Here is a 26448-nt window from a genome sequence, read left to right as displayed (position 1 = left end):
ATGGTCGGATCAATCCGGCCAGCGCAGAGCGCCGTCGAAACGGTGCTTGCTGCGGTTTTCCAGCGGTGTCGCGATGACCTCGTTCGAGGCCCTGGCCTTGTCGAGCTCTTCGGCCAGACGGTTGGCAACGATCGTCTCCTGACCGGGGTGCAGGTTGCAGGGATCGAGATAGAAATAGCGATGCTCGACCTCATGATCGCGCACGATGATCGGCGGCGTACCGCGGGCCAGCGCATCAGCAAGATCCCAGGCGGTGATATGGGCTTCGGGCGCCGAGATGATCACCCGCATGCGCTCTAGCGGGTTGTTGGTCGGATCCGGCTCGATCAGCGCCTGGACGCCGGGACGTCCTTCCAGCGTGTCGCGCCACAAATGCAGGTAGCCGGTTTCGCGGGCGCGGATGCCATCGTGATCCCGGGTCTCCCAGGCTTCAAGCGCGGCCATGACGCCGAAGACGCTCTCTTTGCCAACCTTCATGCCGCGGCCGATCCCCATGTTCTGGAGAAAGGCGTGGCGGACCAGTTCCTTCTTGCCGGCGACGATGCCGGAGGTTGGGCCGCCGAGGAACTTGTGGCCCGAATAGATCACGATATCGGCGCCCTGTTCGAGAAAGAGGCGCAGGTCATATTCCGATGCGGCATCGACAATGACGGGCACGCCCTTGGCATGGGCGATTTCGGCAAATTCCTTGAGGCTGAGCAGGCCGTAATCGACGACGTGGTGCGAGATGACGTAGAGCGCCGCCGCCGTCTTTTCGTTTATGGCGTTTTCCATGTGGTAGCGGTGCGTCGAGGTTGCCTGACCGATCATCACAGTCTTGCCGCCCGCCAGCCGGACGGCCTGATCGACCGGCGCGCCATAGCTGACGACATGGCCCATCTGCACAAGAATTTCGGTCTTCTGGGTGCTCACTTCCGGCAGTTTCTCGATGGCCAGCAGGTCATTGCCGGTGATCGTTCCGGCAACAGCCAGACTGATACCCGCCGAACACGACGCCGTGACAAAGCCCGCTTCGCCGCCGGTCAGCCTTGCGATCACCGCACTTGCCTTGCGCTGCAGGTCGTTCATCTCGACGAATTGCGGCAGGATTGACGTCATCGCGGCAATGGCTTGCGGGACGACGATGGATGCACCAAGGCTGGTCATCGTGCCTGAAACGTTGATCACCGGACGCAGGCCAAGCGATGTGCGGATGTCTTCAGTGGGCATTGTCTTCTCCAAAAATTCCGCTGTCACAATTTGAAGACATCGCCTTCAGGCAGTCGACAGCTATGCCATAATAATGTAATAACGATACCAAATCGCAATGTGAGCTTTTCTCTTGGATACCAAAACCCAGCCCGTTTCCACCGCAGTCCTGGATAATGTCAAAGGCGAAAAGCGTTCGCGCGTCAGCGGCATCGACCGGACCCTGCAGATCCTCGATTACCTGTACGAGACCGGTGCGCCTTCCGGCGCCTACGCGATCGCCAAGGCGATTGGTGCGCCCTTGTCCACCGTCTACGTGATCATCGACGATCTCGTCGAAAAGAACCTGCTGACGCGCGATGCCGACAGCATGATCTGGCTCGGCGCCCGGCTTTACCATTACGGTCTGGCCTATGCCCGCTCGCTCGATTTCATGAACGTCGCCACCCATGAAATGCACGATCTTTGCCGTGAGGCCGGGGAGACCGTTCAGGTCTGCGGCCGTGACGGCGATCATATGCTGGTGCTGGCGATGGCGGCAGGCCCCAGTCATTTTCAGGTCACCTCGCGGGTCGGAACCCGTGTGCCCCTGAACTGGACCGCGTCCGGCCGCCTTCTGGTCGGCCATCTGCCGGATGACGAACGCCTCGAACTCTTCAAGCGCTGTGCCCGCTCGTCGCCCACCGGCCGCGCCGATGTCGATCCGGCGACCTTGGCCACGGCGGCGGCGGAAGCCATGCACGCCCGGCTTTCCATTCAGGCCGGCGAATCCGATTATGCCGTTGCGTGCATTGCCTCGCCGATCTGCGACCGCGAAGGGCAGTGCGTTGCCACGATCTCTATCGTTCTGCCGGAGCAGAAGGCTTTTTCCGACGAGACGCATTACACGTCCCATGTCCGCGCGTCGGCGGAGCGGATCGAAACCTTGATGGGCTGGCGCAGCCATTGACATGCCGGATGGTTCCTCAGTCGTAAAGGGCGACGATCGCTTCGATTTCGACGGTGATATTCCCCGGCAATGATCCGAAGCCAACGGCAGAGCGCGCATGCTGGCCAGCGTCAGCAAAGACCTCGACGAAGAGATCGGAGCAACCGTTGATCACGCTTGGATGATCCTCGAAATCAGGCTCCGCATTGACCATGCCAAGCAGCTTGACCACGCGGCGCACCCGGGAGAGGTCGCCCAGCGCATCCTGCAGCACGGCCAGCAGATTGATGCCGGTCAACCGAGCGTGGCCGTAGGCGTCGGTGATCGTGACGCCGCCGGTACCCACCTTGCCGGTATGCATGAAGCCATTCGCCTCGCGCGGTCCCTGACCGGAGAGATAGATCAGATTGCCTTCGCGCACATGCGTGACGAAATTGGCAATCGGCGGCGGCGGCGGCGGCAACGTGAGGCCGAGCGAGGCCAGCCGCTCGGCGGGCGACCCCATCCTGCCGGCGACGGTTGCTGTGGAACTGTTCACGCGAACTCCTGTGTCTGCAAAAACGTAAAAATGGCCGGTTACCGGTAGGAATAACCATGGCTGTGACGCACGAGTTTTCGCGCACGTGGAATGTAACGGCTGGCGGCGATCGCCTCGGCACCGATGACGGCATAGCGCGGCTCAAAGATCCGATTGAGAACCGAGACGTCACCATTGGAATCCGTTGCTTCGATGTCGGAATCGACGAGATCGAAGATGGTGAAGTCGGCGCGTTCCCCGACGGCAAGGCGATTTTCCATTGGCAACTTGATGACCGAGGCCGGCGCCTGGGTGACAGCTTCCACCACTTTCTCGAACGGCATCCCGACCACCAGCAGTTTCGACATGGTCGTTGCCAGATCCCAGACCGGGAAGTTCATCGAGTGATTGTGCAGGTCGGTTGAAATCGAGAACGGCAGAAGGCCGCGGTTGATCGCCGCCTCTGCAACCTTGAACGAGAAGGACGCGCCGCCATGGCCGATATCCAGCCGGATACCGTCGCCGGCGCAGCGTTCGGCCAGATCGAACAGATCCTCGTCTTCCATGATGCTCGAACCCGCCTTGCCGTTGAAGCAATGAGTGACGATATCGCCAGGGCCGAGGATTTCGAGAACCTCGTCATAGAGCGCCGGCGGTTCGCCGACATGCACCATCATCGGGATCTTGAGGATCTTGGCGATCTTCTTGCCAAGCTTGACCGGCGTTACGCCCCAGGAACCGGTGATGACATGGCTCGCACGTACCTTGATGCCGACAATATGCTCAGAATTTTCGGCATAGACCTCGAGAATACGATCAAGATTGATATCCTGAATGCTTCTGAGTTCCGCCACCCGGTTACAGGCGACAAGGCCGATGGAGCCGAGATTGATGAACGCCTTGATGCGCTCGCGCGACGGCTCGATGATGTATTCGCGGAAACCATGGAAGTTGGCTTCGCCAGCGGAGCCCGCATCGACCATCGTCGTGACGCCACGTTCGGCGCCGCATTCGGACGGGCGCAGCGAAATATCCGTGCCGCCATGCCAGATATGCACATGCAGGTCGATCCAGCCCGGCGAGATCCACGCACCCTTGCCGTCGATGCGTTGAACATCTGCGGATACTGAAAGCGACGGGCCAACTTCAGCGATGCGGCCGTCGGCATTGATGAGAATATCGATCGAGGTGCTGGGTACACCTGCGCCGAAGGCCATGGGTTTGACGTTGGCGAGAAGCACAGGCCCCTTCGCCTCATATCCGGAAGACATGATTTATAAGTCCTTTCGAAGTCTTGGATCGAGCAGATCGCGCAATCCGTCGCCAACCATTTGCAGCGACAGCACGGAGAGAATGATGGCAAAGCCTGGAAACAACGTCATCCAGTCGGCCTGGCCGATATATTGCCGTCCGGCTGATATCATCGTGCCCCAGGTCGGGATTTCCGGGCTGACGCCAAGGCCGAGGAACGAGAGGCCGGCTTCCGCCAGCATGGCGCTGGCAAAGAGGAACGTGCCCTGCACCAGGATCGGTGACAACAGGTTGCGCAGCACGTGACGCGTCATGATGTGCCGCGTCGAGATACCCAACGCCCGGGATGCCTCGATATACGGCAGTTCCCGGATCACCAGCGTCGAGGCGCGGACGATACGCGCCAGACGCGGCGCATAGACAATGCTGAGCGCGATGATAACCGTGGTCAGCGACGGACCAAGGGCCGCCACCAGCGCGATGGCGAGAAGAATATCCGGAAACGCCATCATCGCATCGATCAGCCGGGCGATCGGCGCATCGAACTGTTTGAAGAACCCGGCGATCAGCCCCAGCGTCACACCGATCACGGCAGACAGCGTTACCACGGCAGCACCGACCAGCAGGGACAGTCGCGCGGCATAAATCGTCCGCGAAAACACGTCGCGGCCGAATTCGTCGGTACCGAAAATGAAGGTTCCGCTTGGTGGTTTCAGCCGATTGACGATCGACAATTTCGACGGCGAATAGGGTGCGATCAGCGGCGCGAAAATAGCCAGCAGCACGAAGATCGTCAGGACGATCAATCCGAAAGCCACCGTCTTGCGCTTCAAAAGCCGCCGGATGAACTTGCTGCGCTCGCTGAGCGCCGGTTTGGAGACGATTGCTGTCATCAGTAACGCACCCTCGGATCGACCAGCAGATAGAGCATGTCGATGGCAAAATTGATCAGGACGTAGAGCGCAGCGATGACCAGCAGTGCACCCTGGATGACCGGATAGTCGCGCCGCAGCACGGCCGACACCACAAGGTTGCCGATCCCTGGCAGGCCGAACACGGTCTCGGTGACGACAGCACCTGAAACGAGAACCGCCGCCGTCAGGCCGATAACGGTAAGGATCGGGATCAGCGCATTCTTCAGGGCGTGCTTGAGAATGACGCGGCGCTCGATCAAACCCTTGGCGCGGGCGGTGCGGATATAATCATCACCGAGAACATCGAGCATCGATGCGCGGGTAAAACGCAGCACCAGCGCGGAAGAAACGATCCCGAGTGCAAACGCCGGCAAAGCCAGATGGTACATCCGCTCCGTAAAGGTCGATCCCGGCCCGCCATAACCGGACACTGGAAACATGTCGAAACGGACCGCAAACACCTGCATCATGATGAGGCCGAGCCAGAAGCTCGGGATACTGGCGGCGAGCATTGCCAGTGCCGTGGCGGCCTGGTCGAAGATCGAGCCACGCCGGTAGGCCGCATAGATGCCGATCGGCAGAGCGATGGCACAGGCAATCAGCAGCGAGAACAGCGTCAGGAAAAAGGTCGGTTCGGCCCGGTCGAGCAGTGCCGATGTCACGGGCATATTCAGGAAGATCGACTGACCGAGATCCCCCCTCAGCAACTGGCCCATATAATAGATGTATTGAACGCCGAGCGACCGGTCGAGCCCGAGCTGCGTGCGCAGATCGGCTATGTCCTGGGGCGTGGCGTCTGGTCCGAGCATGACCGCAGCCGGGTCGCCGGGTGTAACGCGCACGATGACGAAAACGATCGTGACGACGAGAAACATCACGACGATCATGCCGAAAAGGCGCTGGAAAATGTACCGTATCATGAAAGCCTGATCCTTATGCTCCGGACACCTGCAGGCCCGGAACGGACACCGGCCCTGATGAGCCGGTGTCGTCGATTACCCGATGATCACTTCGCGATCGAGGCATTCCAGAAGTATGGCCACGGAGCCGGATCGACACCTTCAAGCTTGGTCGACTTGGCTGCAACTGCGTTGAAGTTGCCGATCTTCATAAAGGCAACGTCATCATAGATTGCCTTCTGGACATCGCCGAACAAGGCAACGCGCTTGTCGGGATCGACTTCCGCCGTAAAGGCATCCACCGCCGCCTTGCGGGCGGGCGTGTCCCACCAGCCCGGCGAGCTGGTCGAGAGCGAACCGATCAAAGCCGGCTCCGGCAAGAAGGGGCTATGCGTGATGTAGATATCCCACAGCTTCGGATCGGCACGGCGCTGCGTCAGCGTCGCCCAGTCGACAACCTGCATGTCGACGGTAAAGCCGGCAAGCTTCAGATATTCCGCTGCGACCTGCGCCATCTTGTAGTGGAACTCATACTGGCGGCTGGTGAGAATGCGCAGCGGCTCGCCATTGTAACCGGCGGCCTTCAATGCAGCCGCAGCCCCTTCCGGGTCCGCCACGTTATAGGCGCCATCGGTGCCTGCTTCGGTATGCCAAGAATAAGCCTCTGGATAGATTGCGCCATCGAGCGAGAAGAAGTCCGGGCTGCCGAAGGCAGCGGCCATCATGTCTTCCATGCTGAGCGCCTGACGGATGGCCTTGCGCACGGCGACGTTCTTGCTCACACCTTCAGCCGTATTGAAGACGAAGACCGGGTAGCCGAACGGCTTCAGCATCATCGGCTGCGTCGCCGACGAAGCCTTGATCTTGTCGAAGGATTCGACCGCGATCGAGTCGACATAATCATACTGGCCGGAGATTGCAGCTTCGACGCGGGTGTTCGGATCCGGGACAGGAACGAAGCGGATCTCATCGAGATACTGGTGGCGGGCGCCGCCATAACCATCGCTCTCGCCGCCGCGCGACTTGTAGCCGTCAAAGCGGGTCAGCTGGATATACTGATCGGCCTTGCGCTCTTTCAGCATGTAAGGACCCGTACCGATGAAGTCCTTCATCACGTCATCCTGCTTTTCAGCCGGAATGATGATGGCAGCGGAATTGTTGAAGGCGAGCAGCGAGGCGAGCGGCGCATAGGGCTGCGTCAGCGTGATTTTGACGGTTGCGGGATCGACGGCCTCGATCGAGGTGATGAAGCCGGCCACCTGCTTGCCACGCGAAGCGATCTTTTCCCAGCGATGCAACGAAGCGACGACATCGTCGGATGTCATGTCCGTATTGTCGTGAAACTTGATGCCGGTACGCAACTTGATCGTATAGGTTTTACCGTCGGCGCTGATTTCCGGCAGGCTCTCGGCCAGAAGCGGCGTCACCTTCCAGCCCTTGTCGAACGTGTAGAGCGTTTCGAAAATGTGCTGCGTGACGATACCGACGAGATCGGCGGTCGATGACATCGGGTCGAGCGTCGGCGGTTCGCCGATCGTAGCGACGTTGACGATGCCCCCCTTCTCCTGCGCAAACAGGCTGGAGGGTAAGACCGTCAATGCCGTTCCGAGTAAAAGTGCTGTCATCATCTTCATATTGGAGCCTCCCATTTGTTCCATTATTATGTTATATGTATTCTTATAACAGAATAGAACGCATGCAGTTTCTGTCAATAGGAAAATGTGACCGCAAGATGACCACCAAGCGGATTGGTATTCATGAGCACCGATTGCAGGCTGATGGCGGGTTGTCCGGGTTCAGGCCTTGAAAATATTGCGTTTGATTCAGCTCCGGAGCACGAAGTGTCCGCATCGGCGGCAGCAATCCGCTTTCCCACAACCGGCGATCACAACTATTTGAATGGAACAGCCGCTCCGACGGCCGTGCGCTTCGAGCCGTTCACGGCGCCTCGCGGCCGTGGTAAGCACACCTAAAATCGGTAACCGAGGATCAGCAGGCTTGAAGGCTGGAGGGTTTGCCTGACGATGGGGCTGTCGGCCGCGTCGCCGGTAACCATGCCCAGTGTCTGTTCGCCGCGCAGCATCCAGTTGCCGTTGATCAGATAGGTCGCGGAGACCGAGAGATCAATGCTTTTTGCGCCCGCGCCCGGCTTGTAGGTTCTGTAACCGGAGCGAACTGCCTGACCTGCATCCACGCCGAAATAGGTCTCCATGTAATTCCTGTCGGCAAACGTCACGGACGCCCCGGCGCCCAGGATGATGGTTTCCGTAACGGGTTGCGTGATCTCGATGCCAGCTTTGCCGATGAGGCCATCGCTGCCGCCGATCATCTTGTCAGCCGAAACGAAGAAGGTCGCGGACCCATAATTCAGGCTCGCCTTACCGCCGATCGTGGCGGCCGCATTAATATCGCCGAGGCCTCGAAGATCATCTGAATCGTCCTCGGAACGGCCAAGATCGTAACCAAATTTGACATCCAGTTGAAAAAGCCCCCGCTCATAGGCTTTCACCCCAATACCGGAGGGATCGATGGTCCACCGGTCGAAGAACGTCGCCGAGACGAAGGGGACCGGCGAAATCTCCATGTCGCGACTGCCTTCATATTTCGGCCGGTACATGACGCCTGCACCGATAACGGTGTCCCAGCCGTGCAGTTTTTGTGCAACGGCTCCGAAGCGGTCTGGGATGAATATGGGCGCCGTAGTTCTGCCATCACCAACCGGAAGGCTTTCGGCGTATCCGGATGCAGGCATGATCAGCACCGAGAGAAGTGCCAGAGAGAGCTTGCCCTGGAGCCAGCATGTCGGGATGGGGTTGTGAGGCATGAAATCTCCGGTTCCTGCCGTCGGCCTTGCGATCAGGAAAGCGCCGAGGGAGCGGTCTTCGCTGCTCTCTTTTGCCATGCTGCAAAAGGCTGCAATGTTGGATAATGTTGCGGATTGTTTCGCGTCGCCCGGCGGGCACGCAATCACGCAACAAATCTTAATATTTGCCTGGGTCAAAACCGGCGCCAGCCGTGCTAGTCCAGACGGCCGGAAAAGAAAGGATGGGGGCAGGATGCACGGTGGAGGAAGTCGCGCTTTGCCGGATATGTCCCGAATTCTGATCGTCGAAGACGATGTGCAGATCGCCGGCATGCTGAGGGATAGCCTCAACGAAAGCGGCATGGCCGCCGAAATCGCCGCGGACGGGGTGGCCATGGATGCCCGCATGCGGGCGTCAAATTTCGACCTGGTCATCCTGGATGTGATGTTGCCCGGAGAGACCGGCTTGAGCCTTTGCCGCCGCCTTCGCGTCACCACGGATATTCCCATTCTCATGCTGACCGCGGCTGATGGTGAAATCGACCGCATCGTCGGCCTGGAGATCGGAGCCGACGACTACGTCACCAAACCCTTCAACCTGCGCGAACTAATTGCGCGCATCCGCGGCCTTCTCCGCCGTTCGGCACTGCCGCCGTTGAGTGGAGCCCGGCAAAGGTTGCTGCGGTTCGATGGCTGGCGCCTCGACCCTCTCAGGCGGCAGGTGCACAATCCCAGTGACGCCCGCGTGGCAATGACGACACATGAGTTTGATCTGCTGCTGGCATTCTGCCGGAACCCCGGCCGCGTGCTGACGCGAGAACAGTTGCTGGGGGTGACGCATGCCGGTCTGGCTGGGCCTATCGAACGCAGCATCGATGTTCACATCAGCCGCTTGCGGCAGAAGATCGAGGTAGATGCGCGCGATCCCGTTCTCGTCAAAACAGTTCGGCTCGGCGGGTATATGTTCACGGCGGCGGTCGAAGAGCTATGAGATTGAGCCGCCTCGTGCCTCGCACCATCCGCGGCCAGATTACGTTCGTCATCGTCGCGGCCCTGCTGACGGTGATTATCGCCGGCCGTGCGTTGGAGCGCTGGGCCAAAAGCGATGGCGGCGCTCCGAACATGGAAACTATCACCGAGCGGGTTAACGCCGTCGCGGAGCTTTTGAAATTTTCCACCCCGCAGGAACGGGACGCCATTCTTGCCAATGCCGGCCGGGCAGGTTGGAAACTCTCGCTGCAGCCGGCCTCGGTCAGCACGCGCTTTACGGGTTCGCCTGAAGTCGGCGGCATCGCCGCATCTATCGTCGAATGGCTGTTTCCAACCGATGGCGCAACGCCGCCGATTGGCGGCTGGCGCACATTTCTTGATGGAGAGCGGGTTATCGCATTGGAGATCGACAACACGACGCTTCTCGTACTCAGCGGCATACCCGACGCCATCTTGACGAGCGCCACCGTCAGCCAGGGAGCCTATTACATCGTCGCCGTCATCGTGCTCGTCCTGTTCTTCTTCCTCTTTGCCATCAAGGCCATCACCGAGCCGATCAGGCGGATTTCCCAGGCGGCGAACGAGGCCGACATCGCAAATGGTTCGCAGATTTTCAAAGAGCGCGGCTCCGTCGAAATCGTCGCGCTCGCGCGCGCGCTCAACGGCATGCGCAACCGTATTCGGATCATGGTGGAATCGCGCACGCGCATGCTGCGGGGAATTGGCCATGATCTCAGAACCCCGCTGACGCGGCTGCGGCTGCGCACCGAACGCCTGGACGAAGGCCCCTTGCGCGAAGCGCTGCTGTCAGACGTGGTTAGGATTGATCGCCTGCTTGCCGAAAGCCTGAATTATCTCAGGGACGATTATGCCATCGAACCGATGCAGAAGGCCGATCTCGTCAGCATCCTGCAAACCGTTTGTGCCGAATTCAGCGATATCGGTTTTCAGGTCCGCTACGCCGGGCCGGACAGAATGATCGTTCATTGCAAACCGCTGGCGATGATGCGGGCAATCACCAATCTTTGCGACAACGGCGTCAAGTTCGCCGACCATGTCACGGTTCGCCTGAGCGAAACAAAAGCCGGTTATGAAATCACCGTCTCGGACGATGGCCCGGGCATTCCCAGCGATCTGCGGGCGCGCGTGCTTGAGCCTTTCTTCAAGGTGGACCAGGCACGGGTGGAAGGGAAGGCAGGCTTCGGGCTGGGCCTTTCCATCGTCGCCGATATCGTCCAGGCCCATCACGGCCTGATGGAGCTGTCCGATACCAAGCCCCGCGGGCTGACGGTGACGATAGCGGCTCCCAAAACGCTTGCCTTGGCGGCGTGATGGCGGCGGCAACTTGCGGATAATCGATATGCCGGTTCAACTGCCTGCGGCCGGGGCGGCTGACCGGATCATGCCAATGTCCTCGCGCAGGAACGGCACCGCATCTTCCGGCCGCGCCGTTCCAAACTCCCGCGCATATTGGTGGCCCGAATAGTTTGCAGCCGCGATCAACCCCGGCGCCAGACAGTCGCCGATACGCGTCACGGACTGGATGCCGGCATTGGCCCATTCGCTGCGGCGCGCAGTCAGCTCCAGCCAGAGCCCCTCGTCAGGCAGGCGGGCGGTCACCGTGACAAGCGTGGCGCAATCGATCGACAGGGTCTTTCCACTGTAGATGCAGGCCAGTTCAAGACTATCGGCCGTGCGGCCGGAAAGACAGTGGGCGGTGATGATCGTCACATTCAGGTCGATCAGCCGCCGCTGGACCCGCGCCTGTTCCAATGTATGATTGCTCCACGGCGAAACCTGCGCCTCCGGCGTCACGAAGGTGACCTTCCGTCCGGACGCCGCCAGCAGTTCAGCCAACACGCTGCCCATGTAGAAACAGTCATCGTCGAAAATGACGGCCGGGCCGTCTGCCGCTACCGCGTTTGCACCGTCACGAAGCAAAGCATCCGGAGATACGGTGACGCCCGCCTGAAGATAATCCAGCGGCAGACAGTGCGTGCGGCCAACGCCATCACTGCGCCAGTGCGAGCCGGTAGCGATGGCAACGTGAGGAATGCCGTATTGCAGGATATCCTCAGCGCTGAGCGGGCTTTGCAGATACATCTGCGCATTCTGGTAGGTCTTCAACTGTCCCACGCGCCAGTCCCGCACGCGCGCCCATGTTGCAAGCCCCGGTAACCGGCTTTCGCGGCTGACACGACCGCCCCATTCCCGGCCGGCTTCGGCCAATGTCACGTCAAGTCCGCGCTGCGCCAGCGCACGCGCCGCCTCGAGCCCTGCCGGTCCGCCACCGACGACCAGCACAGCATCGGCGGTCTCGGCCGCTGCAATCCTTTCCGGATGCCAACCCTTGCGCCATTCTTCGCCCACCGTCGGATTTTGCGTGCAGCGCATGGGAACGCAGGTGTTATCGCCGGAGGTGCAAATATTGCAGCCGATGCACTCGCGGATGTCGTCGATCCGGCCGTCCTCGATCTTCACCGGCAGGAACGGATCGGCAATGGACGGGCGTGCCGCACCAATGAAATCCATGATGCCCTGCGTGATCACCCGCGCCATGCTGTCCGGCGACGTGTAGCGCCCAACACCGACCACGGGCTTGGTGGTCACCGATTTGACGAAGCGGATATACGGCTCCTGAAAGCCCTCTTCGGAAAACCGGGACGTCTGGCTGTCGTTCGACCAGTTCGACAGGTTGACGTCCCAGAGATCGGGCACTTCGGCCAGCGCCTCGATGATGTCGCGGCCTTCGCCTTCGCAGGTAATGCCGGAAGGTCCGAGCAACTCATCGACGGCCAGACGGACGGCAAGCGCGCAGGTATCGCCGACGACGTCGCGCGCGTCACCCAGAATCTCCCGGAAAAGCCGCAGCCGGTTCTCGAATGAGCCGCCATATTCGTCGGTACGGTGATTGTGCCGCCGCGACAGAAAATGCTGGATCACGCTCATGTCATGGCCGGAATAGATGTAGATGATGTCGAAACCGGCCTGTTTGGCGCGGATGGCGGCGTTGCGGTACCAGCGGCGCATGTCGGCGATATCGGACTTGTCCATGGACCGCGCCTGCACCGGATCCAGTCCATCACCGACGACATGCGAGGGCGCGAGCGGGATCATCCGGCTGAAACGGTTGGCAACGTGCAGGCCGTTGTGAACCAGCTGGATTGCCGCAAGGCTTCCATGCGCGTGGATTTTGTCGGCAACCAGCGCCAATGCGCCGATATCATCGTCATCCCAGAGCCGGGCCTCGTTGGCGGGCGTCAGGTCGGAGGTTGGATGGATTTCCGCCTCCTGTGTTGAAATCACCGCCCAGCCACCTTCCGCCTTGATCCCGCGCATATGCGCTTCGGCGTTGGGATAGCGATAGCCCATGCCGGAACAGTGGGGGACCTGGTAGAAGCGATTGCGTGCCGTCAAAGGCCCGATTTTCACCGGTTCGAAAAGCACATCGTAGCGGGGATCTCTCATCATCGTCTGGCCGTCGTCCACTTGCTGTTGTCGCCACTGCCGCTTTTCCGGGCAGTCTGTACAGGCAGGATAGCGGGCTTCGTCCATCGTGCAAGGAAATTTATACAGTCATATAATTAGCGATAGTCTGTTGAAAATATTTCACTTTATCGGCCCATTGGAACGAGAAGTCTTGTTACCCAGCGGCCTCCCCCGGTCAGGGTGAACACATCATCACCCCTCGACTCTTTGATCGGCCCGAAGCGCACCGACGCCACCCAGGGAGTGGAGTTCAATGCCCGAAAGCAAAGGGTCTTGCGGCTTGTATTCTACGGCATCCCACGCATCCAGGTTCATATCCCAAACGAATACTTGACTATTGAAGTCATGATTATTATGCGAATGACATATTCGCCAGAAGGGGTGTCTTCATGACCGGACTGCCATATTCCCGCTCGCTCTTGCCGCTGCTCGCAAGCCTTGCAGCGCTGACCTTTTCACCGGCTCGTGCCGACGACATCGCGGTCAAGGATTCGCGTGGCCAGGACATCACGATCCAGCGTCCCGTCGACAGCGTCGCGATTTTCCCGCTGCCCATTCCCGAAGCACTGATCGCACTCGATGGCGGCACGCAGCGCCTGACCGCGATCAACCCGCGCGCCAAGGCAGCGCTGATGGGCGGTGTGATCGGCCAGTTGTTCCCCGAGATTGCCGATATCCGCACCGATCTCGTCGCCCCGAACTTCATCCCGAATGTCGAGGAAATTCTGAAAGCCGGGCCAGATGTCGTCGTGCAATGGCAGGCCAAGGGCGACGAGCGTGTCGCACCGATGGAAAATGCCGGCATCAAGGTTGCCACCGTCAGTACGGAATCGCGCGAAACCCGCCGCGGCTATGTCTCGATGCTCGGCCAGATCCTCGGCAAGGAAGACCGCGCGAAGGCCTTTCTCGACTGGGAGGACAAGACCGTCTCGGATATTGCTGCCGTTCTTGAAAAAGCCGGCCGGCCCAAACCGCGCATCGCGTTTATCGACAGCATGAACGACAACGAATTCGTCGTCTTCGGCCGGGAAGAGGCCTACTTCGCCGCTTCGGGGCTCGCGAACGCAGCAACGGAAGCGGGTTTCACCGAAGGTTCGGTCAAGGTCGGCGCGGAATCCCTGCTCGAATGGAAGCCGGACATCATCTTCGTCAACTACTACAACGATGCGATCAAGCCGTCGGATATTCTTGCCCACCCGGTCCTCGGCGCGCTTGACGCCGTCAAGAACGGCCGCGTTTACAAGACACCGGCCATCGATCCGGCAACGGCTGCAGGCGGCGAACTCACCTATCAGTGGTTTGCCGAAATTGGCTATCCGGACCTCTTCGAGACCGATATGCGCGCAGCCGTCACCGATGGCTTCCAGCTGCTCTATGGCAAAAAGCTCTCCGACAAACAGATCGACCAGCTGATGCAGATGGATTGGAATGGCAAGAGCGCCGGTTACGCCGAAGCATTCGGCAAGGCCGAGTAAAGGAAGAGGGGACGACGTGAAAGATATTGGTTTCATCACGTCCGGCGATGGCGCGCATCTGCAATGCTATCAGGACTACAAGACTTATCTCGACGAAGAGATCTATCTGCGCACGCTCGATCGCGTCGATCTCGGCCGGTTTAAGGCGATCGTCGTCCCCGACTTCTCCAATCAGGCGCTGCTGCAAAGACACGCCCGCCAGCTCAACGATTACCTCGCCAATGGCGGGTTCCTGATCGTGTTCGAACCGAACCGCATGGACGAATGGCTCGATGTCGTGACCGTGCAGTGGTTTTCGCGCGAGACCGAGGACTGGAAATGGTGGATGAAGCCGGGCGGGCGGATGGAGGCCTATCAGCCCAATCCCGGTCACTCCATGGCAAAGGCCATTCCGCTCGCCGACATGTGCTGGCATTTCTTCGGCGCGTTCCGGTTTGCCGAAGGCGCGACCCCGATCCTCAACCTCGACAATGACGAGGGCTGTCTGATGTACGACCAGCCCGTGGCCGGTGGCGGAAGACTGATTGCCTCGACGATCGACCCGCATACCCATCATGGCCGCCGTTTCATGCCGGCCACAACACGTTTTCTCAACGGCTTCTACCCGTGGCTCAAGGCGGAGGTACAGGAACGTGGTTGAACAGGCACCGGCATTTCGCGGCGGGAAGCGGCCGCACCTGCTCTATGTCCGCTCCACCAGAAGCTACAATATCGACCGCATGGGCGGTCTCGTCCCGCAGAACTGGCGCTACAGCGCGCACGATATTTATGATCTGGAAGACATCGCGCTCGATGATGTTGATGTGCTGTTCGTCTCCGGCATGCACGATCAGATTTTCATGAAATCGATTGAGCCGAAACTCGTTGCCTATCTCGCAGCAGGCGGGCATTTCCTGATCAACGGCCATATCATCCTGCCGTGGCTACCCTGCCTCTCTCCGTTCAAGACGGTCAGCCCGCGGCCGTTCACCAACTGGATGATCCGCCCCGCCCAACCGGGCGCCTATTTCGGACGGATGGATTTCGAGAATTTCCACCGCCACGAAGGCATTCTTGGTCAATATGCGCGCGGGTATACGGACGTCCCGGAAGGCGGACAGGCGCTATGTCTGATCGGCGGACCGACCGCCGACGGCTCCATCCACGAAGGGCCTGTCGATTGGGTCTGGCAGATGCCGGACGGCGGCAAGGTGTTCGTGCACAATGGCGACCATATCGAACAATTTTGTTCCGACCCGCGTTACCAGCCCAATCTGTTCCACGATATCCTGGAAGCGCTGATCGCTCCTGATGGGGTCCTCGTGTCCGGCAAGGATACCGTGCCGGATACTTTGCGCTGATGTCGGCGCTCGTGAAAGAAAACGCCTCCTTCGACGCGGTTGACCACAGAGTTGGGCCGCAAAGACTGGTGATGCCGGCGCTGGTTGCCTTGCTGTTCGCAACCGCCATCGCCGCGCTCAGCATCGGCCGTTATTCGGTGAGTTTGTTCGATCTGGTAACTCTCGCCGGTGGCTGGCTTGGTCTTGGCGAAGGCCGTGCGGCGGTGGCGGAACCGGTCTGGCGCGTCGTCGAACTCGTCAGGGTGCCGCGCATGCTGATCGGTGCCTTTGTCGGCGCCGGGCTGGCGCTGTCGGGTGCCGTTCTGCAGGGTGTGTTCCGCAATCCGCTGGTCGATCCGCATGTGATCGGCGTCTCCTCCGGTGCTGCCTTTGGTGGCGTGCTGGCAATCCTGCTCGGTCTTGGCGCCATGGCCCTCTGGTCGATGGCTTTCGCCCTCGGTTTCGGGGCGCTCGTGCTGGTGGTGCTGGCGAGCCGCAAGGCTGGCCGATCCTCGATCCTGATGCTGGTCTTGTCCGGCATCGTGGTGTCGGCGCTGTTTTCAGCGCTTGTTTCGCTCGCCACCTACCTCGCCGACCCCAACGATACGCTACCCGCCATCGTCTTCTGGCTGATGGGATCGTTCGCCAGCGCAACTCCCGAACGTGCCTTCTACATGGTGCCAATCGTGGCGCTGTTTGCCATCCCGCTGCTGATGATGCGGTTCCGGATCAATATCCTGTCGCTCGGCGACGAAGAGGCGAGGGCGCTCGGCCTCAAGGTCGAGCCCAGCCGCTGGTTCATTCTGTGTTGCGTGACCGGCATCACCGCGGCAAGCGTCGCCAATTCCGGCATTATCGGCTGGGTCGGGCTGGTGGTTCCGCATTTCGCACGTGTGCTGGTCGGGCCGGATCATAACAGGCTTCTTCCCGCTGCCGCCCTTCTTGGCGCGAGCTTCATGCTGGCCGTTGATACGATGGCTCGGTCGTTGGTCGCAGCCGAGATCCCACTCGGCGTCCTGACGGCAATCGTCGGCGCTCCCGTCTTCATGCTGCTCCTGCACCGGACACGAAGCGAGGGATGGTAGAAATGATCGAAGCGCGCGCGGTTGGGTTCCGATATGCCGCACACACACCCTTCTTGTTTGAAGATCTCTCCTTCTCGCTGGACAGAGGGCAGACCGTCGTCCTGCTCGGCCGCAACGGCCGGGGAAAGACGACACTGCTCAAGTGCCTGGCCGGCCTTGCAACGCCAACGGCAGGAACAATCCGCTGTTCCGGTGCGGTCGGCTATGTGCCGCAGCAGTTCGCCACCCCCTTCAGCTATTCCGTTCGCGATGTCGTGTTGATGGGCCGTGCCCGTCATGTCGGCCTGTTTTCCAACCCCACCGCCCGCGACCGCGCACTCGCGGCGGATGCGATCGATCTTGTCGGGTTACGCGCGTTCGCTGAACGGGCTATCGGCACATTGTCCGGCGGCGAGCGCCAGTTGGCCCTGATCGCCCGTGCCCTCGCTTCCGAAGCCGAAATTCTCTTGCTCGACGAGCCCGCCTCGGCGCTCGACTTTCGCAATCAGGCCCTGATGCTCGCGATGTTGAAAAAACTCTCGAAAGAGCGCGGCCTGACCATCGTGATGACAACCCACGAGCCCACTCATGCGCTGGAGATCGCCGACCGGGCCATCCTTTTGCATGGGGCAGGCCGGTGCCACGAAAGCAGCATCGAGACCGCCTGTACCGAAGAACGGCTTTCGGAACTCTACGGGATTCCGATGAGGCAGCTGACCTATTCAGCCGGTGGCCGGTCGGTGTCAAACATCGTCGCAAGCTATGGACCGGTCCATTCCGAATGAACCTTGCACCGATAGCGTTATAGTTCGGACGGAAACCCCGGCGCGCGCAGATCGGTGCCAACTGCGTCCTCGAGCAGCTTTACCACCTGCGACGACCATGCGTCGCCGCCATAGGTCGAGCGGGCGCGGATGAAAGTCTGCAGCGTGTGCGACGCGAGATCGAGCGGCACGCCGAACTGCTTGCCGAAGCCAAGCGCAAAGCCAAGATCCTTGCAGGCGAGATCCATGGTGAAGTTGATGTTGTAGCTGCCGTTGAGGATTACCTGGCCTTCGGTCTCGTGCACGAAACTGTTGCCGGAACTTGCCTTGATGATGTTGAAGGCATCGGTCAGATCGATGCCGCCCTTCTTTGCCAGCATCAGCGCCTCGCCGGTCGCCAGAAGATGAATGAAGGCCAGCATATTGGTGATGACCTTGATCACCGCTGCCTTGCCGAGCGGCCCGGCGTGAAATATCTCGCCGCCCATGGCGCTGAGCGCCGGCAGATGCGCCTCAAACAGGTCGCGATCGCCACCGGCAATGACGGTGATATCGCCTGCCGCCGCACGGTGAACTCCGCCGGTCACAGGGGCTTCCAGCATGCGAATGCCCCTTGCTGCAGCAATCGCCGCCAGACGCTCGATATCGTTCTGGTCGAGCGTGCTCATCTCGATCCACGTGCCGCCGACTTTCAAGCCGGACAGAATACCATCCGGACCGGTCAACACAGCCTCCGAAATCGCAGGCGACGGCAGGCAGGTGATGACCGCATCAACCTGGCTGGCGAGTGCCTGCGGACTGTCCGCCCACACTGCCCCATTCGCCAGCAATGATTCTGCACGACCGCGATCCCGGTCGTGCACGGTGACTGAAAAACCCTCGCGCACAAGACTGCCTGCCAGATGCTGGCCGAGATGCCCAAGTCCAATAAAGCCGTAGCGCATATCCGTCCTCCATTTCTGGTTGGGCTCGGAAAGCGGCTCCATCGGTCGCCATCCGGGCGCTGTCGTCAGGTGTTCACGCCGCGTCTTCGAGGATCATCGCCGCACCCTTTTCCGCAACCATCATCGTCGGCGCATTGATGTTGCCAGCTGTGACATTCGGAAAGACCGAGGCATCGACGATGCGCAGGCCTTCGACCCCATGCACCCGAAGCCGGGCATCCACCACCGATGTCCTTGCATCCGGCCCCATCATGCAGCTGCCGCAAAGATGATAGATCGAGCTGGCATTGGCGCGGAAATAGTCGAGCAGGTCTTCATCGCTCGTGGCCGATAGAGACGGGGATACTTCCGCATCGATGATGGCGTCCAGCGACGGCGCCGATGCGATCCGGCGCACCAGCCGGCTCCCTTCAATCACATCTTCGATGTCACGGTCAGTCGACAGATAATTCGGCTGGATCAACGCTGCAGCTGAAGGATCGGCAGAGGCAAGGGCGATGCGCCCCCGGCTGGTCGGCCGGCAGGAATTGAAAGCAATCAGGAAGCCCGGATAAGGCTCCGGCACCATCGAGGCGCTGGCATCGACCGGAATACGGTAGGAGAGGGGGTTGAAATAAAGCTGGATGTTCGGCCGCTCCTGCGCCGGGTTGCCGCGAAAGAAGCCGCCCGCCTGATTGACGCTCATCGCAAACGGTCCCTTGCGGGTCAGCACATATTGCAGCCCCAGCCGAGCCTGCCCGAACAGGCTGCCGAACACGCCGTTCAACGTCGGCCGGTTGGCGCGATAGTAGAAACTTGCAGCGAGATGATCCTGCAGATTTTCGCCGACAGCCGGCAGATGGTGGCGGGTCTCGATCCCCTTCGCACCAAGCTCTGCGCCATCGCCGATCCCTGACAACTGCAGCAGTTTTGGTGTATCGACCGCGCCGGCCGCGACGATGACTTCGCGTCTTGCCGAAAACGTTCGCGCAGTGCCATCCTGCAGAACCTCGACGCCGGTCGCGCGCCCATCCGGCGCAAAGACCAGCCGCTGAGCGATGGCACCACGCTCGATCGAGAGATTGGCCCGTTTCAGGGCCGGGCGAAGATATTCGGCGCTGGAATGCGAACGTTGGCCATTGCGGGTGTTGATATCATAGACTCCAGCACCTTCGATCGAGGCCCCGTTGAAATCGGTTGTCGACGGCAGCTGCAGCTCTTCGCAGCCCTTCAGATAGGCATCAGTGACGGAATGGGTCATGCCGCGCATCGGCGTCACATGGATCGGCCCTTTGTCGCCATGCCAGGGGGAGGCACCTTTTTCATGGGTCTCCAGCTTTTTGAAAAAGGGCAGGACATCGGCAGAACCCCAACCGGGATTTCCGGCCGCTTGCCAGTCGTCGAAATCATCGGCGGCGCCGCGAACGAAGACCATGGCATTGATCGATCCGGATCCGCCTTGCACCTTGCCGCGCGGCACATAGATCCGCCGCCCGTCGAGCGCAGCCTCCGGCTCGGTCGAATACATCCAGTTGACCTTGGGGTTGTAGTAGCTCTTGGCGTAGCCGATCGGGATCTTGAACCAGAAGGACGAGTCCTTGCCGCCCGCCTCGACGAGGAGAACGCTGTAGCGGCCGCTCTCACTCAGGCGGCTTGCAAGGATGCAACCGGCCGACCCTGCGCCGACGATGACGAAGTCGTAGATCATGAAAGGTCTCTGTTCAGCCTTTGGCGGGCATGAACTCCTTGATGTCGGCGGGTTCGGCGGCCATCTGCAGATGCAAGCGTTCACCGGTATAGGGAGAGTGCTTTTCGACGACATCGAGATTGAGCTCGATGCCGAGACCCGGTTCGCGCGACGGAATGAGATAGCCATCGTCGAACTGCAGTTTGGTTTTCAGCACCTCACCGTGAAAGCCGCCGAAATCCATGATCGCCTCGTGAATGAGGAAATTCGGGGTGGCGGCTGAAAGCTGGATGCTGGCGGCGGCACCGACCGGACCATTGTAGAGATGCGGCGCGATCTGGGCGTAGAAGGCCTCGGCCATACCGGCGATCTTCTTGGCTTCCAACAGGCCGCCGACACGGGCGACATTCATCTGCAGGATCGCGGCGGCACCGAGTTGCAGCACGCGCTGGAACTCGTATTTCGTCGTCAGCCGTTCACCGGTCGAGATCGGGATGGATGTGGCGCGTGCCACTTCGGCCATGGCAGCCTCCTGCCCGGGCGGCACCGGCTCCTCGAACCAGAGCGGATCGTATTTTTCCAAGCGGCGTGCCAGCCGGATCGCTGAGGACGGCGCCATCTGACCGTGTGTTCCGAAGAGGATATCGGCGCGGCTGCCGATCGCTTCGCGGATTTTCGAGCAGAACAGTTCGCAACGATCAAGAACCCCCATCGAAAGCTGGTGGCCGGAATAGTTGGTATAGGGGCCGGCCGGGTCGAATTTGACGGCGGTAAAGCCCATCTCGACCATGCGGATGGCCTCTTCGGCGGCAAGATCCGGATCGTTATAGTCGTAATCGCCGGCCGCGTTCTTCGGGTAGAGATAGGTGTAGGCGCGTAGCTTTTCGTGGACTGTGCCACCGAGCAGGTCGGAGACCGGCCGGCCGGCCGCCTTGCCGATGATGTCCCAGCAAGCGATTTCCAGGCCGGAGACGATACCCATCATCGTGGTGTCCGGGCGCTGCGTGAAGCCGCTGGAATAGGCCGCCCGCCAGAAACGCTCGATCTGGTGAGGGTCATGATCGAGAAGATAGCGCTGAAAGACATCGTCGATCAGCGGAACCATGGCTGAGGGATGAAACGAGGTCGCATAGATTTCACCGACACCCGATATGCCACACGCTGTCTCGAGCTGGACGAAAATCCAGCACATGCCGCCGACATGCGGGGGTGGAACGGCAACCACATGGGTCTTCAGCGATGCGATCTTCATGGTTGGTTCCTCCCCGGCCAGATGATCAGTGTTTCAGGATGACAAGCCGCGTCTGCGTGAATTCCAGCATGCCGTGTTTGCCGTCGTCGCCACCTAGCCCGGATTTCTTCCATCCCGCGTGATAGCCTTGGTAGGGATCCGCCGGGAACCGGTTGACATAGAGCTCGCCCGCCTCGATCTCGCTCGCGGCCTGCATGACCTTGCGGTAACTTTCCGAAAACAACACCGAGGCAAGCCCGAACTGATGGTCGCTAGCCATTGCCAAAGCCTCGTCGAACGTCTCGTAGGAAAGCACCGCCAGCACCGGCCCGAACACCTCTTCCCGGACGATCTCCATCTCCTGGCGGCAGCCTGTGATCAGGGTCGGTGGATAGAAATAACCGTCCCCATCCGGGATCACGCCACCGGCCACAACCGTTGCCCCTTCAGCCTTGGCCCGCTCGATCATCCGGTGAATACGTTCGCGTGCCGCGGCATTGGCAAGCGGCCCCATGGAGTCGGGATCGGTAGCGCGATCGCCGAAGCGGCGGGCGGTGAAAGCGCTGCGCAGTTTCTCGACAAGTGTGTCGTGGATCGACGCATGCACATAAAGCCGCTCGGCAGAGGTGCAGACCTGACCACAATGAGCCGTCTTCGCACCGAGAACCATGCGAGCAACCGCGTCGAGATCGGCGTCGGGCTCGACGATGACAGGCGATTTTCCGCCCAGCTCAAGCGATGGCTTGGCGATATTGACCTTGCAATAATCGAGCACTGTCTGGCCCGCAGCGACGCTGCCCGTCAGCGTGATCATGCCGATGGCCGGGTGCGTACACATCGTCCGTGCGGCGTCGTGCGACATCGTCATGATGTTGATAAGGCCCGCCGGTAGATCGGCCTCCAGCACGGCTTGCGCAAAAGCAAAGGCCGAGGTCGGCGTGTTGTTGCTCGGACGAACGACGACGGCATTGCCGGTGATCAGGGCAGGCGCGATCTTACGCACCAGGGTATAGATCGGGAAATTGAACGGGATGAGGCAGGCGACGACGCCGATCGGCTCCCGCTTCAGCATCAGGGTTTCGTCAGGCGTATCGCTTTCAATGACCTCGCCTTCGATCCGGCGCGCCCACTCGGCGTGGTAGCGCATCAGTTCGACGCCGTAGATGGCCTCCGCGGTCGCGTCTGCGAGGCTCTTGCCGGATTCCAGAGCCAGCGCCTCGCCTATCCTTGGCGCATGCCGCTCGATGGCATCGGCCAGTTTCCGCAAGGCATCGCCCCGCTGGATCGCCGGCAACTTGCGCCAGGATTTTTGCGCGGTCTTCGCGGCCTCCACGGCAGCAACAACAGCGGCGTCGTCTGCGGCCGGAACCGTGGTGAAAATCTTGCCGTCGGCGGGATTACGCACTTCGATCCCAGGCAAGCCGGAAGCCTCGACAAAGCGGCCACCGATGAAATTGCGATGCTGCGTCATGACCACCCGAAACGTAATCTGTTTCAGGCAGTAGACGGGACCTCGCCCCCTGTTCGCAAGCGACTTATTCTCGGGTCAATCATTCCAAAAACGAATGTTCGGCCCTGCTCATTTTGCGGCGCCGTAAAGGTCATGATCCAGCGTGACCTCGCTTTGCAGCCATGCGCGAAAATCCCGGACATTCGCGGGTTCGGGCTGATCCGTGCGTGTCACCAGCCAATAGGATTCGTGGCCTTCGATCTCGACATCAAGTACCGGTACCAACTGGCCGCTTTGCAGCTGGCTGGCGACCATGAAGCGATCGACCACGGCGATACCAAGCCCGTTGCAGGCGGCTTCGATCACCAGGTCGAGAAGGTCGAACTCCATCCCGCCCCGCACATCGGTGCCGCTAAGGCCGGCGGCGTCCAGCCAATGCTGCCAGGTGAGGTAGCGCTGATCGGCTGCGGCCAGAACATGCAGGAATGTGAAGGCGGAAAGATCGATAGGAGCGCTTCGGCTGACCGCCTCCAGCAGGCCGGGCGCGCAGACAGCAATATGCCGCTCTGTCATCAGGATGCGGGATTGCAGCATCGCCCATTCGCCGTCACCGAAGCGGATGGCGCAATCGAGCAGGCTGCGCTCGGCAAGCGTGTCCTTGAGATCGGTGCTGAGGCTGATCTCGATCTCCGGCAGGGCCTGGCGCAGGCGCGACAGCCGTGGCATCAGCCAGCGTTTGGCAAAGGTCGGCGGCACGTTGATGCGCAGCCTGTTGCGGTTGTTCTTCTCCATGATCGAGCGCACCGTCTGCTCGACATTGTGAAAGGCCAGCTGAAGAGTTGCGAGCAGTTCGGCACCGGCACGCGTCAGCTCCAGATCATGGTGATGGCGGATCAACAGATTCTCGCCCAGCTGTTTTTCGAGATTGCGCACCTGCCGGCTGACCGCACTTTGCGTCAGGTTCAGCACTTCGGCCGCACGCGTGAAACTGCGCGTCTGGCCGACGACCTCGAAAACCTTCATCGCCGAAAGCGCAGGTAATTTCCGCATTCCATCGCTTCCATAAATTCAGGTTGGCCTGTATCAGCCAATATGTAGCGCGTTATCTATGTTTCAGGCTTCCGGGTCGGGTCAAGCTGCCGATGCTCCCGGTGGTGTTTTTGATATCTTGAACCTGGCTGCAGGGCCTTGTTGCGTCATCTGCGACAGCCATCACCTTCCGCAGCGGTCTTGTTGTGCTACGATCCACCAAGCCTTCGTTGGATAAACGGCGAGGGGTTACAGTTTGGCAAACCTGGACGGGTACTCGAACGACATGATCTGGCGGCATCTTCCACTCAGGAACCTGACGGTCGCATTGTTCGTCTGGCTTGGTCTGACCGTACTGTTTGCCGGCGTCTCTATGCGGATAGAGTATCAACGAGCGTCGGAAGAACTCGCCGCGACAGGGCAGACGATCCACCGTCTGATCTCGCAACGGGCGGCGCAGCACGATGCGCACCTGACCAGCCTCGTGGCACTGATCAAGGCCGCTCCCGAGTTGCCCGAAACAGCGATCGGCGAGGTCTTTCAGAGCATTGTCCAGTTTTACCCGCGCATCACCGCAATCGACCTCGTCAGGCTTCCAGTGGACGGGGTTTCCACTGCGGCCACATTGATATCGTGGCCCGGTCCGCTGAAAACCGACCTATCCCCCATAGCAAGCGCCATTGCCGGACAAAAACAGGGTGAAGTACGGACCTATCTCAACACCGCCTATCCAGGCAGATACCTTCTGGGAAAGCGCGCGACAGCGGGCAATCCGGGTCTGGCGATCGTTGTCCAGATCGATCCTGTCCTGCTGATCGAGGGCGATGAGCGACCGGCCTGGGCGCATGTGCGCGTCAGCCTTGATGGCGAAACGGTGCTGGATCGTGAGGCCAATGGACCCAGCGTGACCGACAGCATTCTGACGCAACCGCATTTCAGCAAGATTGTGGACAGTCAGAGCCAGCCGTTCATGGTGGACGCCACGCGCCCTCTCGCCCTCTCGGACATTTTGAGCGGGACCAGGATCGGTGGCTTCGCGCTCGCCTGCTTGGCTGTGCTGTTGTTGCTGCTGTTCACTTGGCAGCTGAAGGCCAATGCCCGCAAATTGCAGCAAACCGCGGAAGAAGCGGAGCGGCGGGCGCATCTGCACGAGCATGAAACGAGACTGGCCCACGCGCTGCGGGTCAACGCGCTGGGCGAGCTGGCATCAGGTATTGCTCATGAGCTGACACAGCCGCTGACCGCCCTCTTGAGCCAGAGCCAGGCCGCCCTGCGCCTTGCCGCGAGCGAACACCCCGATCCTGCCTTGCTCCCCGAAGCGCTAAGCGCCAATGTGCGCGAAGCCAAGCGCGCCGGAGCGATGCTGAAAAGGATGCGTGACTATATCAGCAAGCGCGAGCAGAAACTGGTTCTTGCCGATCTCAACCAGATCGTTGTCGATATCGCCGAGCTCGTGCGGGCCGATCTCGAAAAGCGCCAGATCACCCTCATTCTCGATCTTGCGACGCCGTCACCGCAAGCAGTGGTCGATCCCATCGAGATGGAGCAGGTGCTGCATAATCTCGTCCGCAATGCTGCCGACGCGCTGGAACATGGGGACATGCCTGATAGGAGCATCCGCATCGAGACGATCCTATTGGAGAGCGGCGCGATCATTCAGGTCAGCGACACCGGTCCCGGTATCGAAGCGGACACGCTGCCGCGTCTTTTCGAACCGTTCTACACGACAAAAACCGATGGAATGGGGCTTGGGCTCGCGCTATGCGCGTCATTGGTAGAGCGGATCGGCGGACACATCGACGGCCGCAACCAGACGTCCGGCGGCGCCATCTTTACCGTTACGCTGCCCGCCGTGGAGCAACACCTGAAGGCCGCACAATGAAACCATTTCAAATCTACCTGATCGACGACGACGAACCGGTCCGCGAGGCGATAAAACTGCTTTTGCGGACCTACGGCATGACGGTCGAAACTTTCGCCGATCCGGCCACATTCCCGGCTCATGTCGATCCGAAATGCCCAGGCTGCATCCTCGCCGACCTACGTATGCCGCTGATCAGCGGCCTGCAGATGCACGAGCGGCTGCTGGAACGCGGCATCGGTTGGCCCACGATCATGATAACCGGCCATGGTGACGTGAACGCCTGCCGCCGCGCCTTCAAGGCAGGCATCCTCGACTTCCTCACCAAGCCGGTCGATGAGCAGGTTCTGATGGACGCCATACACTCCGCGTTCCGGACGCTAGAGCGCGTCTTGGAAAAAGAGGAAACCAGGGAACTTCTCCGCAGCCTGACGGAGCGCGAACGCGAGGTACTGGATATGGTCTGCCGCGGCTGGGCCACCAAGGAAATCGCCGTTGCGCTTAACGTTTCGGCGCGAACCATCGATGCACACCGGGCCAATATCGCCGACAAGCTGGGCACCAGTTCCGTGGCCGATTTCGTGCAGCTGACATCTGTCAACGCCGAACTCCCCATAGGTAGGAATACCTAGTCGCATTGGTTCCGTTGCGGATTCAGCATCCGCA

24 protein-coding genes are annotated in these 26448 nt (G+C 60.5%); 11 read left to right on the top strand and 13 right to left on the bottom strand.

Features of this window, described 5'->3' with window-relative positions:
- Positions 1–9: 9 nt before the first annotated feature.
- Positions 10–1209, bottom strand: coding sequence for an aminotransferase class V-fold PLP-dependent enzyme (locus tag ACSQ3J_RS28065; RefSeq protein ID WP_060503454.1), 1200 nt, complete (start codon positions 1207–1209; stop codon positions 10–12).
- 112 nt (positions 1210–1321) lie between these two features.
- On the opposite strand from ACSQ3J_RS28065, the gene ACSQ3J_RS28060 reads away from it, so the two are divergent.
- Complete coding sequence (locus ACSQ3J_RS28060) at positions 1322–2137, top strand: IclR family transcriptional regulator (RefSeq protein WP_060503455.1); 816 nt, start codon at positions 1322–1324, stop codon at positions 2135–2137.
- A gap of 16 nt (positions 2138–2153) precedes the next feature.
- On the opposite strand, the gene ACSQ3J_RS28055 is transcribed toward ACSQ3J_RS28060, so the two are convergent.
- The 5 genes from ACSQ3J_RS28055 to ACSQ3J_RS28035 form a co-directional block, all read right to left on the bottom strand.
- Complete coding sequence (locus ACSQ3J_RS28055) at positions 2154–2621, bottom strand: RidA family protein (protein ID WP_037110393.1); 468 nt, start codon at positions 2619–2621, stop codon at positions 2154–2156.
- A 71-nt stretch (positions 2622–2692) separates the two neighbouring features.
- Positions 2693–3904: an amidohydrolase/deacetylase family metallohydrolase gene (locus ACSQ3J_RS28050; protein ID WP_060503456.1), complete on the bottom strand. Its 1212-nt coding sequence runs from the start codon at positions 3902–3904 to the stop codon at positions 2693–2695.
- Between the two features lie 3 nt (positions 3905–3907).
- Entirely contained in the window at positions 3908–4777 is an 870-nt protein-coding gene (locus ACSQ3J_RS28045; RefSeq protein WP_060503457.1) for an ABC transporter permease, read from the bottom strand.
- A complete protein-coding gene (locus ACSQ3J_RS28040) occupies positions 4777–5718 on the bottom strand; it encodes an ABC transporter permease (protein ID WP_060503458.1) in 942 nt (313 codons plus the stop codon). Before ACSQ3J_RS28040 ends, ACSQ3J_RS28045 begins: the two co-directional genes overlap by 1 nt.
- An 86-nt stretch (positions 5719–5804) precedes the next feature.
- Positions 5805–7331: an ABC transporter substrate-binding protein gene (locus ACSQ3J_RS28035; protein WP_060503459.1), complete on the bottom strand. Its 1527-nt coding sequence runs from the start codon at positions 7329–7331 to the stop codon at positions 5805–5807.
- A gap of 123 nt (positions 7332–7454) precedes the next feature.
- Here ACSQ3J_RS28035 and ACSQ3J_RS28030 point away from each other — a divergent pair, with 123 nt between their 5' ends.
- Positions 7455–7670, top strand: a complete 216-nt coding sequence (locus tag ACSQ3J_RS28030) for a hypothetical protein (protein ID WP_060503460.1) — start codon at positions 7455–7457, stop codon at positions 7668–7670.
- Here the strand turns inward: ACSQ3J_RS28030 and ACSQ3J_RS28025 are convergent.
- A complete protein-coding gene (locus ACSQ3J_RS28025; RefSeq protein ID WP_436040787.1) occupies positions 7667–8521 on the bottom strand; it encodes a MipA/OmpV family protein in 855 nt (284 codons plus the stop codon). The genes ACSQ3J_RS28030 and ACSQ3J_RS28025 overlap by 4 nt on opposite strands.
- A 232-nt stretch (positions 8522–8753) precedes the next feature.
- Between ACSQ3J_RS28025 and ACSQ3J_RS28020 the strand changes: the two genes are divergently transcribed.
- Complete coding sequence (locus ACSQ3J_RS28020) at positions 8754–9491, top strand: response regulator transcription factor (protein WP_060503461.1); 738 nt, start codon at positions 8754–8756, stop codon at positions 9489–9491.
- Entirely contained in the window at positions 9488–10822 is a 1335-nt protein-coding gene (locus tag ACSQ3J_RS28015) for an ATP-binding protein (protein WP_200954921.1), read from the top strand. Before ACSQ3J_RS28020 ends, ACSQ3J_RS28015 begins: the two co-directional genes overlap by 4 nt.
- Before the next feature lie 36 nt (positions 10823–10858).
- Here the strand turns inward: ACSQ3J_RS28015 and ACSQ3J_RS28010 are convergent, their stop codons facing one another.
- Positions 10859–12961, bottom strand: coding sequence for an NAD(P)-binding protein (locus ACSQ3J_RS28010; RefSeq protein ID WP_060503495.1), 2103 nt, complete (start codon positions 12959–12961; stop codon positions 10859–10861).
- Between the two features lie 407 nt (positions 12962–13368).
- Between ACSQ3J_RS28010 and ACSQ3J_RS28005 the strand changes: the two genes are divergently transcribed.
- From ACSQ3J_RS28005 to ACSQ3J_RS27985, 5 genes are read left to right on the top strand one after another with little or no spacing between them, the layout of a single operon-like run.
- Positions 13369–14454: an ABC transporter substrate-binding protein gene (locus ACSQ3J_RS28005; RefSeq protein WP_060503464.1), complete on the top strand. Its 1086-nt coding sequence runs from the start codon at positions 13369–13371 to the stop codon at positions 14452–14454.
- Positions 14455–14470: 16 nt separating this feature from the next.
- Positions 14471–15094 (top strand): hypothetical protein, encoded by a 624-nt coding sequence (locus tag ACSQ3J_RS28000; RefSeq protein ID WP_060503465.1) that lies wholly within the window; start codon positions 14471–14473, stop codon positions 15092–15094.
- Positions 15087–15794: a hypothetical protein gene (locus ACSQ3J_RS27995; protein WP_060503466.1), complete on the top strand. Its 708-nt coding sequence runs from the start codon at positions 15087–15089 to the stop codon at positions 15792–15794. The genes ACSQ3J_RS28000 and ACSQ3J_RS27995 overlap by 8 nt, the downstream gene beginning before the upstream one ends.
- Positions 15794–16858 (top strand): FecCD family ABC transporter permease, encoded by a 1065-nt coding sequence (locus ACSQ3J_RS27990; RefSeq protein WP_082512055.1) that lies wholly within the window; start codon positions 15794–15796, stop codon positions 16856–16858. Before ACSQ3J_RS27995 ends, ACSQ3J_RS27990 begins: the two co-directional genes overlap by 1 nt.
- 2 nt (positions 16859–16860) lie before the next feature.
- Entirely contained in the window at positions 16861–17622 is a 762-nt protein-coding gene (locus ACSQ3J_RS27985; RefSeq protein ID WP_060503467.1) for an ABC transporter ATP-binding protein, read from the top strand.
- 17 nt (positions 17623–17639) lie between these two features.
- Here ACSQ3J_RS27985 and ACSQ3J_RS27980 read toward each other — a convergent pair whose 3' ends face one another.
- The 5 genes from ACSQ3J_RS27980 to ACSQ3J_RS27960 all read right to left on the bottom strand — a co-directional run bounded on the left by ACSQ3J_RS27980 (position 17640) and on the right by ACSQ3J_RS27960 (position 23942).
- On the bottom strand, positions 17640–18587 hold the full coding sequence (locus tag ACSQ3J_RS27980) for an NAD(P)-dependent oxidoreductase (protein WP_244482028.1): 948 nt from the start codon (positions 18585–18587) through the stop codon (positions 17640–17642).
- Positions 18588–18618: 31 nt separating this feature from the next.
- Positions 18619–20232, bottom strand: coding sequence for a GMC family oxidoreductase (locus tag ACSQ3J_RS27975; RefSeq protein ID WP_060503469.1), 1614 nt, complete (start codon positions 20230–20232; stop codon positions 18619–18621).
- A 13-nt stretch (positions 20233–20245) separates the two neighbouring features.
- The gene (locus ACSQ3J_RS27970) at positions 20246–21463 is read right to left on the bottom strand and encodes a mandelate racemase/muconate lactonizing enzyme family protein (RefSeq protein ID WP_060503470.1); all 1218 of its coding nucleotides are present in this window, start codon (positions 21461–21463) and stop codon (positions 20246–20248) included.
- A 25-nt stretch (positions 21464–21488) separates the two neighbouring features.
- Entirely contained in the window at positions 21489–22913 is a 1425-nt protein-coding gene (gene aldA, locus ACSQ3J_RS27965; protein ID WP_060503471.1) for an aldehyde dehydrogenase, read from the bottom strand.
- 108 nt (positions 22914–23021) lie between these two features.
- Positions 23022–23942, bottom strand: coding sequence for a LysR substrate-binding domain-containing protein (locus ACSQ3J_RS27960; protein ID WP_060503472.1), 921 nt, complete (start codon positions 23940–23942; stop codon positions 23022–23024).
- Between the two features lie 235 nt (positions 23943–24177).
- Here ACSQ3J_RS27960 and ACSQ3J_RS27955 point away from each other — a divergent pair, with 235 nt between their 5' ends.
- Positions 24178–25803 carry a sensor histidine kinase gene (locus ACSQ3J_RS27955; RefSeq protein ID WP_156393912.1) on the top strand — a complete coding sequence of 542 codons (1626 nt, stop codon included), beginning with the start codon at positions 24178–24180 and terminating at the stop codon, positions 25801–25803.
- Positions 25800–26414 (top strand): response regulator transcription factor, encoded by a 615-nt coding sequence (locus ACSQ3J_RS27950; protein ID WP_436040784.1) that lies wholly within the window; start codon positions 25800–25802, stop codon positions 26412–26414. The genes ACSQ3J_RS27955 and ACSQ3J_RS27950 overlap by 4 nt, the downstream gene beginning before the upstream one ends.
- Positions 26415–26448: the final 34 nt, after the last annotated feature.

The organism is Rhizobium sp. LjRoot98 (assembly GCF_964252935.1).
In the GTDB taxonomy this organism is placed as follows: domain Bacteria; phylum Pseudomonadota; class Alphaproteobacteria; order Rhizobiales; family Rhizobiaceae; genus Pararhizobium.
Note: the sequence above shows the minus strand (reverse complement) of the source record. Positions and strands in the feature narration are given on the sequence as shown.

Bases quoted from the DNA above. Each gene is read 5' to 3' on its own strand.
- ACSQ3J_RS28065 (WP_060503454.1), bottom strand. From the start codon at position 1,209: ATGCCCACTGAAGACATCCGCACATCGCTTGGCCTGCGTCCGGTGATC.
- ACSQ3J_RS28055 (WP_037110393.1), bottom strand. From the start codon at position 2,621: ATGGGGTCGCCCGCCGAGCGGCTGGCCTCGCTCGGCCTCACGTTGCCG.
- ACSQ3J_RS28050 (WP_060503456.1), bottom strand. From the start codon at position 3,904: ATGTCTTCCGGATATGAGGCGAAGGGGCCTGTGCTTCTCGCCAACGTC.
- ACSQ3J_RS28045 (WP_060503457.1), bottom strand. From the start codon at position 4,777: ATGACAGCAATCGTCTCCAAACCGGCGCTCAGCGAGCGCAGCAAGTTC.
- ACSQ3J_RS28040 (WP_060503458.1), bottom strand. From the start codon at position 5,718: ATGATACGGTACATTTTCCAGCGCCTTTTCGGCATGATCGTCGTGATG.
- ACSQ3J_RS28035 (WP_060503459.1), bottom strand. From the start codon at position 7,331: ATGAAGATGATGACAGCACTTTTACTCGGAACGGCATTGACGGTCTTA.
- ACSQ3J_RS28030 (WP_060503460.1), top strand. From the start codon at position 7,455: ATGAGCACCGATTGCAGGCTGATGGCGGGTTGTCCGGGTTCAGGCCTT.
- ACSQ3J_RS28025 (WP_436040787.1), bottom strand. From the start codon at position 8,521: ATGCCTCACAACCCCATCCCGACATGCTGGCTCCAGGGCAAGCTCTCT.
- ACSQ3J_RS28020 (WP_060503461.1), top strand. From the start codon at position 8,754: ATGCACGGTGGAGGAAGTCGCGCTTTGCCGGATATGTCCCGAATTCTG.
- ACSQ3J_RS28015 (WP_200954921.1), top strand. From the start codon at position 9,488: ATGAGATTGAGCCGCCTCGTGCCTCGCACCATCCGCGGCCAGATTACG.
- ACSQ3J_RS28010 (WP_060503495.1), bottom strand. From the start codon at position 12,961: ATGATGAGAGATCCCCGCTACGATGTGCTTTTCGAACCGGTGAAAATC.
- ACSQ3J_RS28005 (WP_060503464.1), top strand. From the start codon at position 13,369: ATGACCGGACTGCCATATTCCCGCTCGCTCTTGCCGCTGCTCGCAAGC.
- ACSQ3J_RS27990 (WP_082512055.1), top strand. From the start codon at position 15,794: ATGTCGGCGCTCGTGAAAGAAAACGCCTCCTTCGACGCGGTTGACCAC.
- ACSQ3J_RS27985 (WP_060503467.1), top strand. From the start codon at position 16,861: ATGATCGAAGCGCGCGCGGTTGGGTTCCGATATGCCGCACACACACCC.
- ACSQ3J_RS27980 (WP_244482028.1), bottom strand. From the start codon at position 18,587: ATGGAGCCGCTTTCCGAGCCCAACCAGAAATGGAGGACGGATATGCGC.
- ACSQ3J_RS27975 (WP_060503469.1), bottom strand. From the start codon at position 20,232: ATGATCTACGACTTCGTCATCGTCGGCGCAGGGTCGGCCGGTTGCATC.
- ACSQ3J_RS27970 (WP_060503470.1), bottom strand. From the start codon at position 21,463: ATGAAGATCGCATCGCTGAAGACCCATGTGGTTGCCGTTCCACCCCCG.
- aldA (WP_060503471.1), bottom strand. From the start codon at position 22,913: ATGACGCAGCATCGCAATTTCATCGGTGGCCGCTTTGTCGAGGCTTCC.
- ACSQ3J_RS27960 (WP_060503472.1), bottom strand. From the start codon at position 23,942: ATGCGGAAATTACCTGCGCTTTCGGCGATGAAGGTTTTCGAGGTCGTC.
- ACSQ3J_RS27950 (WP_436040784.1), top strand. From the start codon at position 25,800: ATGAAACCATTTCAAATCTACCTGATCGACGACGACGAACCGGTCCGC.